Here is a 13,695-nt window from a genome sequence, read left to right on the forward strand (position 1 = left end):
TGGCTGGTTGCATGCCACAGCAATAACACCAGCCGATATTTCAGCCTTGATATGTGTCAATCCGTACCTGCACTCTGGCACTCAACTGACCAGCTTGATCAGCCGGGATTTGAGCGCCGAGAATGGCGGGTAGCGCAGTTTGACTTCGAACTTTTCCGATTTTGTCAGCACAGCCTTGGCATGGCTGAATGTGTCAAACGAGGCGCGGCCGTGACAGGCGCCCATGCCGCTGGCGCCAACGCCGCCAAACGGCAGTTCCGGCACGGCGAGATGGGTGACCACGTCGTTGATCACGGCACCGCCCGAGCTGGTCTCGGTCATCACCCGGTCGCGAATGTCGGTCGAATTGGAGAACAGATACAGCGCCAGCGGCTTGGGTCTGGCGGTGATGAAGCCGATTGCCTCGTCGATTGTTGCATAGGTGATCACAGGCAGCACCGGCCCGAAAATCTCCTGGCTCATCACCGCTGACGCCGGATCCACGCCGGTGAGAATGGTCGGCGCGATATAGCGCGAGGCCGGATCGGTCTCGCCGCCGCATTCAATCTGGCCATCGGCGATCAACCGGCTGACGCGGGCAAAATGCTTGTCGTTGATGATGCGCGGATAATCGGGGCTGGTCTTCGGATTTTCGCCATAAAACCGCGTCAGCGAGCTCTTCAGATGGGTGACGAAGTCACCGGCAACGGTTTCGTGCACCAGCAGGTAATCGGGCGCCACGCAGGTCTGGCCGGCATTGAGAAATTTCCCCCAGGCAATACGCCGCGCCGCGGTCTCGAGATCGCAATCAGGCTCGACGATGCAGGGGCTCTTGCCGCCCAGTTCCAGCGTCACCGGGGTCAGATGTTTCGCCGCTTCGGTCATGACGATCTTGCCAATGGCCTGGCTGCCGGTGAAGAAAATATGGTCGAACCGCTCGGCCAGCAGCTCGCTGGCGGTGTCGGCATCACCTTCGACAATCCGGATTGCCTCGGAATCCATATAGGCCGGAATCAGCCGTGCCAGCAGCTTGGACGTGTTGGCGGAAATCTCCGACGGCTTCAGCACCGCGCAATTGCCTGCCGCGATCGCTCCGATCAACGGCATGCAGATCAGGTAGACCGGATAATTCCACGGCGCCATGATCAGCACCACGCCCAGCGGTTCGGGCACGATTTCCGAGCGGCCGGGCTGGTTGGTCAGCGGCGTTGGCACCCGCTGCGGCCGCATCCATGACTTGAGATGCTTGAGCACGTGGCTGATCTCGGATTGAACGGTATTGGTCTCGACCAGCCGCGACTCGTAGCCCGAGCGGCCCAGGTCAGCCTTCAGGTCTGCGAGGATGTCTGCCTCATTGTCCTTGATCATGGCGCTGAGGCGCTGCAACTGCCCCCGCCGCCATTCGAGCGGCCGGGTCTTGTGGCGTGCAAATGTCTCGCGGAGATCTGCAATCATGTCGGCAATCTGGGTCATGCGGTTCTGCCTGCAAGCTGTGGAGACACAATCATTGTCCCAAACATGTATGGCGCGCTAGCGCTGTCTTCAACTCAAGCGCCGGCGTCTTCGCGCTTTTTGTCCGGGCGAGGGGCCTTTGCGCCGCACTGCGCCCGGCCGGGATCGCGCCGGCTTTGACATCGGCTGGTCGATACCCCATCTCTAACGGGAATTCACCGGTGCCAAGCGCACCGCTATCGAGCCCGGGACCGAGATGCCGTCACAGCCTTCCATTGCCGATTTCGAACAGCTTGCCGGATCGAAAGATCTTGTCGGCTATGGCTCGCTGGTCAACCGCGCCACGTTGCGCACCGAGATCGTCGCCGCCTGGCCGGCGCGACTCAAGGGCTGGCGCCGGACCTGGCGGCCCCGCCCGGTGATGGAGCACGACAGTCTTGCCATCCCGGTCCCCGGCACTGCGCTGACGCCGTCAATGCTGACCGCCGAGCGGGCGCCGGAAAGCTTTATCGACGGGCTGCTGGTGATTGATTTTGCTGCCAATCTGCCCGACATCGATGCCCGCGAATTCCGCTACCATCGCCGCGATATCGCGCTCACGGATCTCGAATTCATTTCCAGCGGTTCGGCGTCCGTGTCAGCGCGCGCCCCGGCGCCGGATTTCAACCTGCATGTCTACGAGGCGCGACCCGAGCATCCGCGGGCGGAGGGCCATTCGCCGATCCTGCGGTCCTATCTCGATGCGGTGATGCAGGGGTTTTTGCGCGAATTCGGCGCGGAAGGCGTGCACCGGTTCGTCGCCGAAACCGATGATTTTCACACCGAAATCCACGAAGACCGGCACGCGCCGCTCTACCCCCGCGCAGTGACGCTGTCGCCGGCTGAAATCGAGCTGTTCGAGCTGTCGCTGGGGCGGCGGGGACGCCCTTCGCGCAGCTGATTCGAATTGCCGGGTTTGCAGGCGGTCAATTGATCGCTATAAGCCCCCTGAAATCGACCAATCCACGGGCTACGGTCCGTAAAACTGCCGGGGGAGCCCCGGCCAACACGGTGAACGACATGGCACAGAACTGGACCCCATCAAGCTGGCGCAACAAACCGATCCAGCAGGTCCCGGATTATCCGGATGCAGAGGCACTGAAAGTGACCGAAGCGCGGCTGGCCAAGTTTCCCCCCTTGGTGTTTGCGGGGGAGGCCCGCCGGTTGAAGTCGGTGCTTGCCGACGTCGCCGAAGGCAGGGGCTTTCTGCTTCAGGGTGGCGATTGCGCCGAGAGCTTCGCCGAGCACGAAGCCGACAACATCCGCGATTTCTTCCGCGTCTTCCTGCAGATGGCCGTGGTTCTGACCTTTGGCGCGCAGCAGCCGGTGGTCAAGGTCGGCCGCATTGCCGGCCAGTTTGCCAAGCCGCGTTCGGGACCGACCGAAACCAGGGGCGATGTGACGCTGCCGAGCTACCGCGGCGACATCATCAATGGCATCGACTTCGACGAAGCCTCGCGGATCCCCGATCCGGAGCGTCAGGTTGCGGCCTACCGGCAGTCGGCGGCAACGCTCAACCTGTTGCGCGCCTTTGCCCAGGGCGGCTACGCCAATCTCGACAATGTGCACCAGTGGATGCTCGGCTTCGTCAAGGATAGCCCCCAGGCCGAGCGCTACCGCAAGCTCGCTGACCGGATTTCCGAGACCATGGATTTCATGAAGGCGATCGGCATCACCGGCGACAACCACCCGAACCTGCGCGAGACCGATTTCTTCACCAGCCATGAAGCGCTGCTGCTTGGCTATGAAGAAGCCATGACCCGCATCGATTCGACCTCGGGCGATTACTACGCCACATCCGGCCACATGATCTGGCTCGGCGACCGTACCCGCCAGCCCGACCACGCCCATGTCGAATTTGCCCGCGGCATCAAGAACCCGATCGGTCTCAAATGCGGCCCGTCGCTGCAGCCCGACGAGTTGCTTTCGCTGATCGACATCTTGAACCCGGCCAACGAAGCCGGCCGGCTCACCCTGATCGCCCGTTTCGGTCACGACAAGGTTGCCGATCACCTGCCCAAGCTGATCCACGCCGTCGAGCGTGAAGGCCGCAAGGTGGTGTGGTCATGCGATCCGATGCACGGCAACACCATCACCATGAACAACTACAAGACCCGTCCCTTCGAGCGGATCCTGTCGGAAGTGGATTCGTTCTTCCAGATCCACCGTGCCGAGGGCACCCATCCCGGCGGCATCCACATCGAGATGACCGGCAAGAATGTCACCGAATGCACCGGCGGTGCCCGGGCGCTCACCGGCGAAGACCTGCAGGACCGCTACCACACCCATTGCGACCCGCGTCTCAACGCCGACCAGGCCCTGGAACTCGCCTTCCTCGTGGCTGAGCGCATGAAGGGCGGACGCGACGAGCAGAAAGCGGTTGTCAACGGGTAACGTTCCGGTCGCAAGTAGCTGACATGATTACGAAAACGCCGGGGGGAACTCCGGCGTTTTTGGTTGGCGGCGCGATCAAGTGATCCCCGCCGCCGTCACCCCGGACTTGATCCGGTATCCAGCCACCGCGCGTCGGCGCGGTGAGAGACCCATTCGCTTCCTGAAGACAGTTGGTCTCCCGGCTCGCGGACGCTCGCCTGCTGGATGCCGGATCGGGGTCCGGCATGACGGAGTGTGCAGGGGCTCCACATTCACCATCTTCGTCTTCAGTCCCCTCGTTTCGTCATCCTCGGCCTCCGAGCCGAGAATGAAAACGGGTGCAGTCCGGCATGACGATGGAATGTCGCAAATGTCAGTAGCATGGCAACTCCCGTCCGTGGTTGTATCGCCCCCAGCCTGATTCACACCTCTGGAGTCCGCCATGTCAGACGATCAAACCCGCACCGGACACTGCAATTGCGGTGCCGTCAGCTTCCGCACCACCGGCCCGTTGCGTGAGGTTGTCGCCTGCCATTGTTCGCAATGCCGGCGCCAGTCGGGGCTCTATTTCGCTGCCACCAATGTGAGCGACGACAAGATCGAAATCGAGGGTGAGGCCGACATCACCTGGTATCAGGCTTCCGATGTCGCCAGGCGCGGTTTCTGCACCACTTGCGGCTCTGCGCTGTTCTGGAAACATCAGGCGGATCAGCATATTTCGGTGCTGGCGGGGGCGTTTGATCAGCCGACCGGGCTGGCGATCACCAAGCACATCTTCTGTGCCGACAAGGGCGATTTCTACGAGATCACCGATGGATTGCCGCAATACGAAAAAGGCTCGGCCGGGTTGCTGGTGGCGGAGTGAGGGGTTTTGGGCTTGTTGCAATCTCCCCCCTTGCGGGGGAGATGTCACCGTAGGTGACAGAGGGGGGTAAGGTCTCAGCGAACACTGCGTTGTCGGTATAAAACGCAACATACCCCCCTCTGTCGGTTTCACCGACATCTCCCCCGCAAGGGGGGAGATTGGGCTCGCGAAAATGCCGAATTGCCGGGGAAAAGCCGCAGCCTTGCACCCAAGATTTCCAATCCCTTGGTTAGAATCTTATCCCCATTTCTTCCCCACCCTGCACCCCCGTGCCACACTGATGTCGCTCCCGCTGCCGGATGGAACGCGAACGTGTTGGACCAGGTGGGAGGAAGGCCTTTCGGGATTTGCCGTAACGTGCGGTGGGCACCGGGAGGAGGCGGAGGCCATCGGGGTTCCGCTGGCGGGCGGTCAAGGTGACCGTGCAAAGCCAGCCACCGGGCCGGGTTTCGTTGCGCGCCAGCCGAAAGGCGGGATGCGCGGCGGGAGATCGGTCCGGGCCTGTGGCGGACATGAGGGCCGGTTGGCCTTCAGGGTCCGTGCCGGAACCTTGCCAGAACCACTCCCGCGGTCGGTCCAGACCGCGGCCGGAGCAATCCGGGCGGGGATAAACTCCCGAGGGTGCGAGGCGCCGTCTGTCGGATGCGGACATCATCCGGCGATATTCGGGCCGCGCGCGTGCTGCGCCACCGATCTTTCAGTTTTCCGTAAGGCAAAGCCCGCGTGCGGCCCTCCGGATCAGATCTTCCTCATCACCCCGATTGGAAACACTCCATGCGGGGGCATCGCCATGTTCGCGGTAAATTGGAGTGTTTACAAAATGCGAACGCTGAGTGGTCAAAACGACATCTTCTATGAACGCGGGTGACGATCTATATTCACGGCAAGGAGATCATTCATGACCCAGTTGTCCGAAAACCCCATGCCCGCCCTTTTCCTGTCCCACGGTTCGCCCGACACGGCGATTGCCGACACCCAGGCCGCCGCCTGGCTCAGGCAGCTGGCTGCGGATCTGCCACGGCCGCGCGCCATTGTCGTCGCCAGCGCTCATTTCGAAGTCGCCGGCAGCGTGGTCGTCTCGGCTGATCCGCATCCTGAAACCATCCATGATTTCGGTGGCTTCGCGCCGGAACTCTACGCCATTGAGTATCCCGCTCCGGGCGATCCGGAACTGGCGCAACGCATCGCGAGTGATCTGCAGTCGGCGGGCTTTTCGGCCCGAGCCGTGGCAAAACGCGGTTTTGACCATGGTGTCTGGGTGCCGCTGACGCTGGCCTATCCCGAGGCCGATATTCCGGTGGTGTCGCTTTCGGTCGATCCGAGCAAGGGACCTGAGCATCATTACCGGCTGGGTCAGGCGCTCGCAGGCCTTGGCCGTGAGGGCGTGCTGATCATCGGCTCAGGCTCGTTCACCCACAATCTCGGCGAGGCCTTCAAGGCATTGAGGACCGGTCAACGCCAGCTTGCAGTGCCAGTCTGGGTGCAGCAGTTTTCCGACTGGATGAATGAGAAAATCGCTGCCAATGACATTGCGGCATTGCTCGATTATCGCCGTCTGGCACCCTATGCAGTCGAAAACCATCCGACTGACGAGCATCTGCTGCCGCTCTATGTGGCGCTCGGGGCTGCCGGTGAGGCGGGCAGGGCCAAACTGGTGCATGACAGCGCCGAATTCGGCGTGCTGGCGATGACCATGTGGCGGTTTGACAAGGCAAGGGTTGCAGCTACGGCTTAACTTGATTTTCACGATGGGTGGCTTATGGCATGTGTCATGAGCTCTTACCGTCGCCTTGTTCCGCCCTGTCTTGCCCTCGCGCTGGCGCTGTCCGCGTCGGGTTGCGGTACCTATATGGTCGCCAAAACTGTCACTGGCGCCGGGTCCATGGTGGTTGGCGGTGCGGTTGGCGCTGTCAAACTCACCGGCAAGGCTGTCGGCAAAACCGCCGGCGCCGTTGCCGGTATCGGCCGTGACGAGAGCGCCGAATACGAGTAAGCAGGCCCCAGCCGGGAGCGGACCATATGCAGGTTTGATCAATCAATCGGATTTCGATGATTTTCAAGTCCGGCAAGTTGGGGTAACACGGCTGTCATGACCCAGATCCAAACCGCCCAGACCGACACCATCCGCATCGCCGTTGGGCAGCTCAATCCCATCGTTGGCGATATTTCCGGCAATCTCGCCAAGGCCCGGCAGGCGCGTTCCGACGCCGCCCGCCATGGCGCCGATGTGCTGCTGCTGACCGAGTTGTTCATCTCCGGCTATCCGCCCGAGGATCTGGTGACCAAACCGGCCTTCCTCAAAAGCTGCCTGAAGGCGATTGAGGAATTGGCGGCCGAGACTGCTGATGGCGGACCGGCGGTGATCATCGGTTATCCGCGTTTTGAGGGCGACAAGCGCTTCAATTCGGCTGCCGTTCTCGATGGCGGCAAGATCATGGCTTCACGCGACAAGGTGGATTTGCCCAACTATGGCGAATTCGACGAGAAACGGGTGTTTGATGCCGGCGAGATGCCCGGCCCGGTGGCGCTGCGTGGCGTGCGTTTCGGCATTCCGGTCTGCGAGGATATCTGGGGCGATCTCGGCGTTTGCGAAACGCTGAGCGAGAGCGGCGCGGAAATTCTCATCGTGCCCAACGGATCGCCCTATTATCGTGGCAAGGTCGACATCCGCCATCAGGTGGTGCTCAAGCAGGTGATCGAAAGCGGTCTGCCGATGATCTATGCCAACCAGCTCGGCGGTCAGGATGAACTGGTCTTCGATGGCGCCAGCTTCGCCATGAATGCCGACAAGAGCCTCGCCTTTCAGATGAGCCAGTTCGAGGAAGCCGTTTCGGTCAGTACCTGGAAACGCCAGGCTGATGGCGACTGGGTCTGCGCCAGCGGACCCATGTCGCAGATCCCGGTGGCCGAGGAAGCCGATTACCGCGCCTGCATGCTCGGCCTGCGCGATTACGTCAACAAGAACGGATTTCGCAATGTGGTGCTCGGGCTGTCGGGCGGCATTGATTCGGCCATCTGCGCAGCCCTCGCGGTCGATGCGCTGGGCGAGGAGCGCCTGCGCGCCGTCATGCTGCCCTACCGCTACACCTCTGAGAGCTCGTTCGCCGATGCCGAGGCCTGTGCCCGCGCACTTGGCTGCCGTTACGACACTGTGGCGATCGAGGAGCCGGTACAGGGCTTCCTCACCGCACTCGGCGAGATGTTTGAAGGCACCGACGAGGGCATCACCGAGGAAAACCTGCAGAGCCGGGCGCGCGGTGTCATCCTTATGGCGATCTCCAACAAGTTCGGCTCAATGGTGGTCACCACCGGCAACAAGAGCGAAATGAGCGTCGGCTACGCCACGCTCTATGGCGACATGAATGGCGGCTTCAATCCGATCAAGGATCTCTACAAGATGCAGGTCTATGCGCTGTCGCGCTGGCGCAACACTCACGTCCCGCCAGGCGCGCTCGGCCCTTCGGGCGAGGTGATCCCGGTCAACATCATCGACAAGGCGCCCTCGGCAGAGCTCCGGCCGGATCAGACAGACCAGGATTCGCTGCCGCCCTATCCGGTGCTTGATGATATTCTCGAATGTCTGGTCGAAAACGAGATGGGCGTCGACGAGATCGTCGCCCGCGGCCATGACGTGGCCACCGTGCACCGCATCGAGCATCTGCTCTATATCGCCGAATACAAGCGGCGGCAGTCGGCGCCCGGCGTCAAGATCACCCGCAAGAATTTTGGCCGCGACCGGCGTTACCCGATCACCAACCGGTTTAGGGATCGCTGATGATTCTGACATTTCTGCGCGACAATGCCCGCTGGGTCGCCGGCGGGTTTTTGCTGACGTTCTTCTCCTCGTTCGGACAGACTTATTTCATCTCGCTGTCAGCAGGTGAAATCAGATCCGAATATGGTCTGAGCCATGGCGAGTTCGGCACGCTCTACATGCTGGCAACGCTGGCAAGCGCCGCAACGCTGCCGCAGGTGGGCAAGATCGTTGACCGGATCTCTGTCGCCTCGACGGTGCTGCTGGCCGCACCGGTTCTGGCCATTGCCTGCATCCTGATGGCCTGGTCGCGCTCGCTGGCGCTGCTGGTGCTCTCGGTCTATCTGCTCAGGCTGTTCGGGCAGGGCATGTTCAGCCACATCGCCATGACCGCGATGGGACGCTGGTTTGCCGCCCAGCGCGGCCGGGCGATATCGCTGACGGCCATCGGGGTGAATTTCGGCGAGGCGATATTTCCGATCAGCTTCGTTACCGTGACGGCCCTCGTCGGCTGGCGCGGCTCCTGGCTGGTGGCGGCAGCCGTCCTCATTCTGGTCGCCCTCCCGGCGATCTACAATCTGCTCAAGCTCGAGCGAACACCGCAATCGGTGGCGAAAAAATCCGGCGCCGCTGCGGTTCGGGACTGGACCCGCGCCGAGGTAATCCGCGATCCCTTGTTCTGGGCTGCGCTGTCGGGGGTGATGGCGCCGGCAGTCATCGGCACAACCGTGTTCTTCCATCAAGTCTATCTGTCAGAGTTGCGCGGCTGGCCGCCGAGTGTATTTGCTGCCTCGTTTGCCATCATGTCTTCTATGACCATTATCTTCGCGCTGATTTCTGGACAGCTGGTCGACCGGTTTTCCGCCATCCGGATGCTGCCGGTGTTCCTGGTTCCGCTGTCGCTGTCGTGTTTCGTGCTGGCATCGACGGATGCCCCGTGGGGCGCTTACGTGTTCATGGCGCTGATGGGGGTCTCCTACGGATTTTCGTCAACCCTGTTCGGCGCCCTCTGGCCCGAGGTCTACGGCGCCAGGCATCTCGGAAGCATTCGTTCGCTGATCGTCGCCTTCATGGTGTTCGGCACGGCCATCGGGCCGGGCGTGACCGGTGTGCTGATTGATCTGGGTGTCTCGTATCCGGCTCAGATCGCCGCGATGGGCGTCTATTGCGTGCTGATCAGCACCGTGCTGATCCAGGTCAGCCGTAAAGCGCTGGCGCGGCGGCAGGCTTACCCGGTGTAGTTTCCGGGTTGGATCCAGATGTGTGGAGCCTCAATCGAATGTTCAATTCAGCGGATCAGCGTCTGCGGCCCGGCTTTCAGGTCGAGATGATCGGACTGGTCAGGCAGGAAGGTCGGTCCGACCATTCGAACCTGCTGGCGTTCCTCGGTGAGCGGCCGTTCGGTGCTTGAGGCGGCAAGCACTGCAGCCACGTCTTCCGATGTCAGGCGCATCTCGGCATCAAGGATGGTTTCGGGATCCTCGCCCGGGTCGGGCCGGTTGAACGGGCGGACCCAGGTCGTCACCGGCGCGTCAGCCGTGGCCGAGCCGTTCAGGATTGCCTCGCGGCGCTGCATTTCCTTGAAGAAGGCCCCCATGTTGCAGCCGCAGGCCTTGCTCATCGGCGCACCGATATTGCGGTAGGCGAATGCGTTGGGCATCTCGGTATAGGGTTCGCGGGTCCGGGCGGAGACCATGTCCTCGCTTTCCTGTCCGTAGGCGGAATGAAAATACAGCTCCGCCTTGGTGCCGGGACACATCATCTGGCAGGTCCGTTCATCCCGACCAAAATCGGAGGGTGAAGCGGCTGAAGAGACCGGGAAGAAGAATCCGTCGCAACTGCGGACACACAGGGTCCGGTAGTTCCCGCCACTCGATGCCCTTGGTTCGACCACGATTTTTGACCGCGACGTGCTTGCGGTGACGGAAGGGCTGACCTTGCCGCCACTGTCACCGATAATGGCAACGAGGCCGGTGCTTTTTGGCTTGCGCGAGTTCACGGCGTCTGCTTGCCCCTTGAGTGCGGCGGCGCGGATGGATGCACGCTTGCCGTCGCAATCATTGGCTTTGAGTTCCGCCTGAATGCGCCGTTTGAGCACCTTGTTCGATCGGCGGGCGTAGGAGTCCCGCTTGCGCTCGAGGGCGGCGAGATTGGCGTTCATCTTGGTATGCGCCGAGGTGAGCTTGGCGCAGGCCTTGGCGTTCTTGCCACCCAGGACGATGACGCTGCCGGAACTGCAGCCGAAGCGCTTTAAATCAGACCGCACCTGGTTGATCTGCTGTTCCTGCTTGACCGCTGCTTCGGCAAAACGCCTGAAATTTTTAGACGATCCGGTTGAATTGGCGTTGACGAGTTGCGCCTTGAGCTGTGTGCAAACCGCAGATGCTTCCGCCGCGCCTGTACCTGAAAGGGCAAGGGCGAGAACCAGCAAGTGACTGCGAAACCAGACGCGAGGCATGACTTTTGACTCCAACACAACGACAAACCCGTTCTATGACATCAAGATTAAATCTTCGATGGCATTGCAGTTTGCATTGTAATCGTTGTGTGGATTTGCGCCAATCACATCCGGTTGTTTACCTTAACCTGCGGCTGGAAGGTCATCGAAAACGCCAGATTCAATCACTCCGCCGAAGACGCCTCGACCACCGCCAGGGTTGCCATGTTGACGACACCACGCGAGGTCACAGATGGTGACAGGATGTGGGCAGGCAAGGCGGCGCCGAGCAGGATAGGTCCGACATGCAGCGCTTCGGTCATGGTCTTGACCACGCCCAGGGCGATGTTGGCGGCGTCGAGAGTGGGGAAGACCAGAAGATTGGCCTCTCCGGTGAGGGTGCTGTCGGGCATTACCCGCCTTCTGAGCGCTTCCGACATGGCAGAATCGCCGTGCATTTCGCCGTCGGCTTCCAGATCAGGCGCGACCTTGCGGATGATTTCGATCGCCCGGCGCATTTTCGAGGCGCTTGAGGAATCGCGTGAGCCAAAATTCGAATGGGACAACAGCGCGGCCTTCGGCACGATGCCGAACCGGCGGATTTCCTCGGCCGCCATGATCGTGGTTTCGGCGATCTCCTCGGCGCATGGGTCAAACGACACATAGGTGTCGGTGAAGAATGTGGCGCCGCGCTGCGAGATCAGCAGGCTGAGTGCCGAATAATCGATGACGCCTTCGCGCTTGCCGATGATCTGTGAAACATCGCGCAAATGGCGGGCGTAGCGGCCTTCAAGTCCGCAAATCATCGCATCGGCTTCGCCCAATCGCAGGGAAAGCGCGCCAATCACGGTGGGGTTGGTTCGTATGATGGTGCGCGCGGCCTCCGGGATCACGCCCTTGCGCCCGACCAGCTTGAAATATTCGTCGACATAATTTCGAAACCGGGGATCGTCCTCGGGATTGGTGACTTCGAAATCGACGCCGGGCCGGATTCTGAGGCCGAACCGCTGCAGCCGCGATTCGATGATGTTGGGGCGGCCGATGAGGATCGGTTCGGCAACGCCTTCCTCGAGCAGTACCTGGGCAGCGCGCAGCACCCGTTCGTCCTCGCCCTCGGCAAAGATCACGCGCTTCTTGGTGGCGGTCTTGGCTGCGGTAAACAGCGGCTTCATGATCAGGCCGGAGCGGAACACGAAGCGGTTGAGCTTGTCGACATAGGCTTCCATGTCGGTGATCGGACGCCTTGCCACGCCAGACTTGGCTGCTGCCTCGGCGACAGCGGGGGCGATGCGCAGGATCAGCCGTTGGTCGAAGGGTGAGGGAATGAGATATTCCGGGCCGAACACTGGCGTCTCGCCGGAATAGGCGCGTGCGGCGATATCGGATGGTTCTTCACGGGCCAGCGAGGCAATGGCGCGGACGGCTGCCATTTTCATCTCTTCGTTGATGGTGCGGGCTCCGCAGTCCAACGCGCCGCGAAAGATATAGGGGAAGCAAATGACGTTGTTGACCTGATTGGGGAAATCCGAGCGCCCAGTGCAGATCATGGCATCAGGCCGCGCTTCACGCGCCAGGTCCGGCATGATTTCTGGCGAGGGATTGGCGAGCGCCATGATCAATGGCCGTTCGGCCATTGTTGCAAGCAATTCGGGCTTGAGAACGCCGGCGGCGGAGAGGCCTAAAAACACGTCAGCGCCTCCGATCGAGTCGGACAGGACCCGCTTGTCGGAGGGTTGAGCATAAATCGATTTCCACTGGTCCATCAGCACGTCGCGGCCTTCATAGACCAGGCCTTCGATGTCATGGACCCAGATGTTTTCGCGTTTGGCACCGAGCGTGACCAGCAGGTTGAGGCAGGCGAGTGCCGCTGCACCAGCACCGGAGGTGACAATCTTGGCGCTGGCCAGTTCCTTGCCGGCCAGTTCGAGGCCGTTGAGGATTCCTGCTGCGACAATGATGGCGGTGCCGTGCTGGTCGTCGTGGAACACCGGTATGTCCATGATTTCGCGCAGTTGCCGCTCGACCTCAAAACATTCCGGCGACTTGATGTCCTCGAGGTTGATGCCGCCGAATGTCGGCTCAAGTGCCGAAATCACGCTGACCATGCGGTCGACGTCGGGCGCATCGATCTCGATGTCGAAAACGTCGATGCCGGCAAACTTCTTGAACAGGACGGCCTTGCCCTCCATCACCGGCTTGGAGGCCAGCGGACCGATATTGCCAAGGCCGAGCACCGCCGTGCCGTTGGAAACGACGGCGACCAGATTGGCGCGGGCGGTGTAGGCAGCCGCGGCATCGGGATTGTCGCGAATCGCCAGGCAGGGGGCTGCGACGCCTGGTGAATAGGCAAGCGCCAGGTCGCGCTGGTTGCCCAAAGGTTTGGTCGCCTGGATCTCGAGTTTCCCCGGCCGCGGATATTGGTGATAAAACAGGGCATTCTCATCGAGATCACCGCTGGTGGGCTTGGGATCGCTGACGCGCTTGGTGTCTTTGGAGGTCATTTGCAGTTCTTCTCTTCAAGGGCAATTGGAGGATGATCGACGGGTAAGCAGACCCGGTTCAACAATCTGTGCGGCGAAGCGAGCGTTGGATTTGCAAGATGATACGGTAAGGCGTGGCCGAGGCGATAATCCCGTCCTGCTTCAAACTTGCCGATGCGCAGCAATTGGCGGCGACAAATTCACCATCTTCGGTGCGATTGACGCCGATTCGACCCGATATCATGCGGATTTCCCCCTCGAAAAAGCTTGATTGACCGACCTCAGTTCTAGTGCTGATCCATCCCGAATGAAACCT

The 13,695-nt window shown here is 61.3% G+C and carries 11 protein-coding genes; 7 read left to right on the forward strand and 4 right to left on the reverse strand.

Annotated elements, in window-relative coordinates:
- Positions 1-81 precede the first annotated feature (81 nt).
- On the reverse strand, positions 82-1,503 hold the full coding sequence (locus tag IMCC20628_RS07565; RefSeq protein ID WP_343123258.1) for an aldehyde dehydrogenase family protein: 1,422 nt from the start codon (positions 1,501-1,503) through the stop codon (positions 82-84).
- A 184-nt stretch (positions 1,504-1,687) separates the two neighbouring features.
- Here IMCC20628_RS07565 and IMCC20628_RS07570 point away from each other — a divergent pair, with 184 nt between their 5' ends.
- From IMCC20628_RS07570 to IMCC20628_RS07600, 7 genes are all read left to right on the forward strand, one after another.
- Complete coding sequence (locus tag IMCC20628_RS07570; protein ID WP_047029722.1) at positions 1,688-2,371, forward strand: hypothetical protein; 684 nt, start codon at positions 1,688-1,690, stop codon at positions 2,369-2,371.
- Positions 2,372-2,490: 119 nt separating this feature from the next.
- Positions 2,491-3,864 carry a 3-deoxy-7-phosphoheptulonate synthase class II gene (locus tag IMCC20628_RS07575; RefSeq protein ID WP_047029723.1) on the forward strand — a complete coding sequence of 458 codons (1,374 nt, stop codon included), beginning with the start codon at positions 2,491-2,493 and terminating at the stop codon, positions 3,862-3,864.
- 421 nt (positions 3,865-4,285) lie between these two features.
- Complete coding sequence (locus IMCC20628_RS07580) at positions 4,286-4,708, forward strand: GFA family protein (RefSeq protein WP_047029724.1); 423 nt, start codon at positions 4,286-4,288, stop codon at positions 4,706-4,708.
- Between the two features lie 898 nt (positions 4,709-5,606).
- Positions 5,607-6,443: a class III extradiol ring-cleavage dioxygenase gene (locus IMCC20628_RS07585; RefSeq protein ID WP_052766340.1), complete on the forward strand. Its 837-nt coding sequence runs from the start codon at positions 5,607-5,609 to the stop codon at positions 6,441-6,443.
- 36 nt (positions 6,444-6,479) lie between these two features.
- The gene (locus IMCC20628_RS07590) at positions 6,480-6,701 is read left to right on the forward strand and encodes a hypothetical protein (protein WP_047029725.1); all 222 of its coding nucleotides are present in this window, start codon (positions 6,480-6,482) and stop codon (positions 6,699-6,701) included.
- Positions 6,702-6,797: 96 nt separating this feature from the next.
- Positions 6,798-8,483 (forward strand): NAD+ synthase, encoded by a 1,686-nt coding sequence (locus tag IMCC20628_RS07595; RefSeq protein WP_047029726.1) that lies wholly within the window; start codon positions 6,798-6,800, stop codon positions 8,481-8,483.
- Entirely contained in the window at positions 8,480-9,703 is a 1,224-nt protein-coding gene (locus IMCC20628_RS07600; RefSeq protein ID WP_156174434.1) for an MFS transporter, read from the forward strand. The genes IMCC20628_RS07595 and IMCC20628_RS07600 overlap by 4 nt, the downstream gene beginning before the upstream one ends.
- Positions 9,704-9,750: 47 nt before the next feature.
- Here IMCC20628_RS07600 and IMCC20628_RS07605 read toward each other — a convergent pair whose 3' ends face one another.
- The 3 genes from IMCC20628_RS07605 to IMCC20628_RS25045 form a co-directional block, all read right to left on the reverse strand.
- Positions 9,751-10,920: a DUF2865 domain-containing protein gene (locus IMCC20628_RS07605; protein ID WP_047029728.1), complete on the reverse strand. Its 1,170-nt coding sequence runs from the start codon at positions 10,918-10,920 to the stop codon at positions 9,751-9,753.
- Positions 10,921-11,084: 164 nt separating this feature from the next.
- On the reverse strand, positions 11,085-13,400 hold the full coding sequence (locus IMCC20628_RS07610) for an NADP-dependent malic enzyme (protein WP_047029729.1): 2,316 nt from the start codon (positions 13,398-13,400) through the stop codon (positions 11,085-11,087).
- A 58-nt stretch (positions 13,401-13,458) separates the two neighbouring features.
- On the reverse strand, positions 13,459-13,623 hold the full coding sequence (locus tag IMCC20628_RS25045; protein ID WP_156174435.1) for a hypothetical protein: 165 nt from the start codon (positions 13,621-13,623) through the stop codon (positions 13,459-13,461).
- Between the last annotated feature and the right edge of the window lie 72 nt (positions 13,624-13,695).

The sequence above is a fragment of the Hoeflea sp. IMCC20628 genome, from assembly GCF_001011155.1.
Lineage (GTDB): Bacteria > Pseudomonadota > Alphaproteobacteria > Rhizobiales > Rhizobiaceae > Hoeflea.

Excerpts from the sequence above, each read along its gene's own strand:
- IMCC20628_RS07570 (WP_047029722.1), top strand. The coding sequence starts at position 1,688 with ATGCCGTCACAGCCTTCCATTGCCGATTTCGAACAGCTTGCCGGATCG.
- IMCC20628_RS07575 (WP_047029723.1), top strand. The coding sequence starts at position 2,491 with ATGGCACAGAACTGGACCCCATCAAGCTGGCGCAACAAACCGATCCAG.
- IMCC20628_RS07580 (WP_047029724.1), top strand. The coding sequence starts at position 4,286 with ATGTCAGACGATCAAACCCGCACCGGACACTGCAATTGCGGTGCCGTC.
- IMCC20628_RS07585 (WP_052766340.1), top strand. The coding sequence starts at position 5,607 with ATGACCCAGTTGTCCGAAAACCCCATGCCCGCCCTTTTCCTGTCCCAC.
- IMCC20628_RS07590 (WP_047029725.1), top strand. The coding sequence starts at position 6,480 with ATGAGCTCTTACCGTCGCCTTGTTCCGCCCTGTCTTGCCCTCGCGCTG.
- IMCC20628_RS07595 (WP_047029726.1), top strand. The coding sequence starts at position 6,798 with ATGACCCAGATCCAAACCGCCCAGACCGACACCATCCGCATCGCCGTT.
- IMCC20628_RS07605 (WP_047029728.1), bottom strand. The coding sequence starts at position 10,920 with ATGCCTCGCGTCTGGTTTCGCAGTCACTTGCTGGTTCTCGCCCTTGCC.
- IMCC20628_RS07610 (WP_047029729.1), bottom strand. The coding sequence starts at position 13,400 with ATGACCTCCAAAGACACCAAGCGCGTCAGCGATCCCAAGCCCACCAGC.
- IMCC20628_RS25045 (WP_156174435.1), bottom strand. The coding sequence starts at position 13,623 with ATGATATCGGGTCGAATCGGCGTCAATCGCACCGAAGATGGTGAATTT.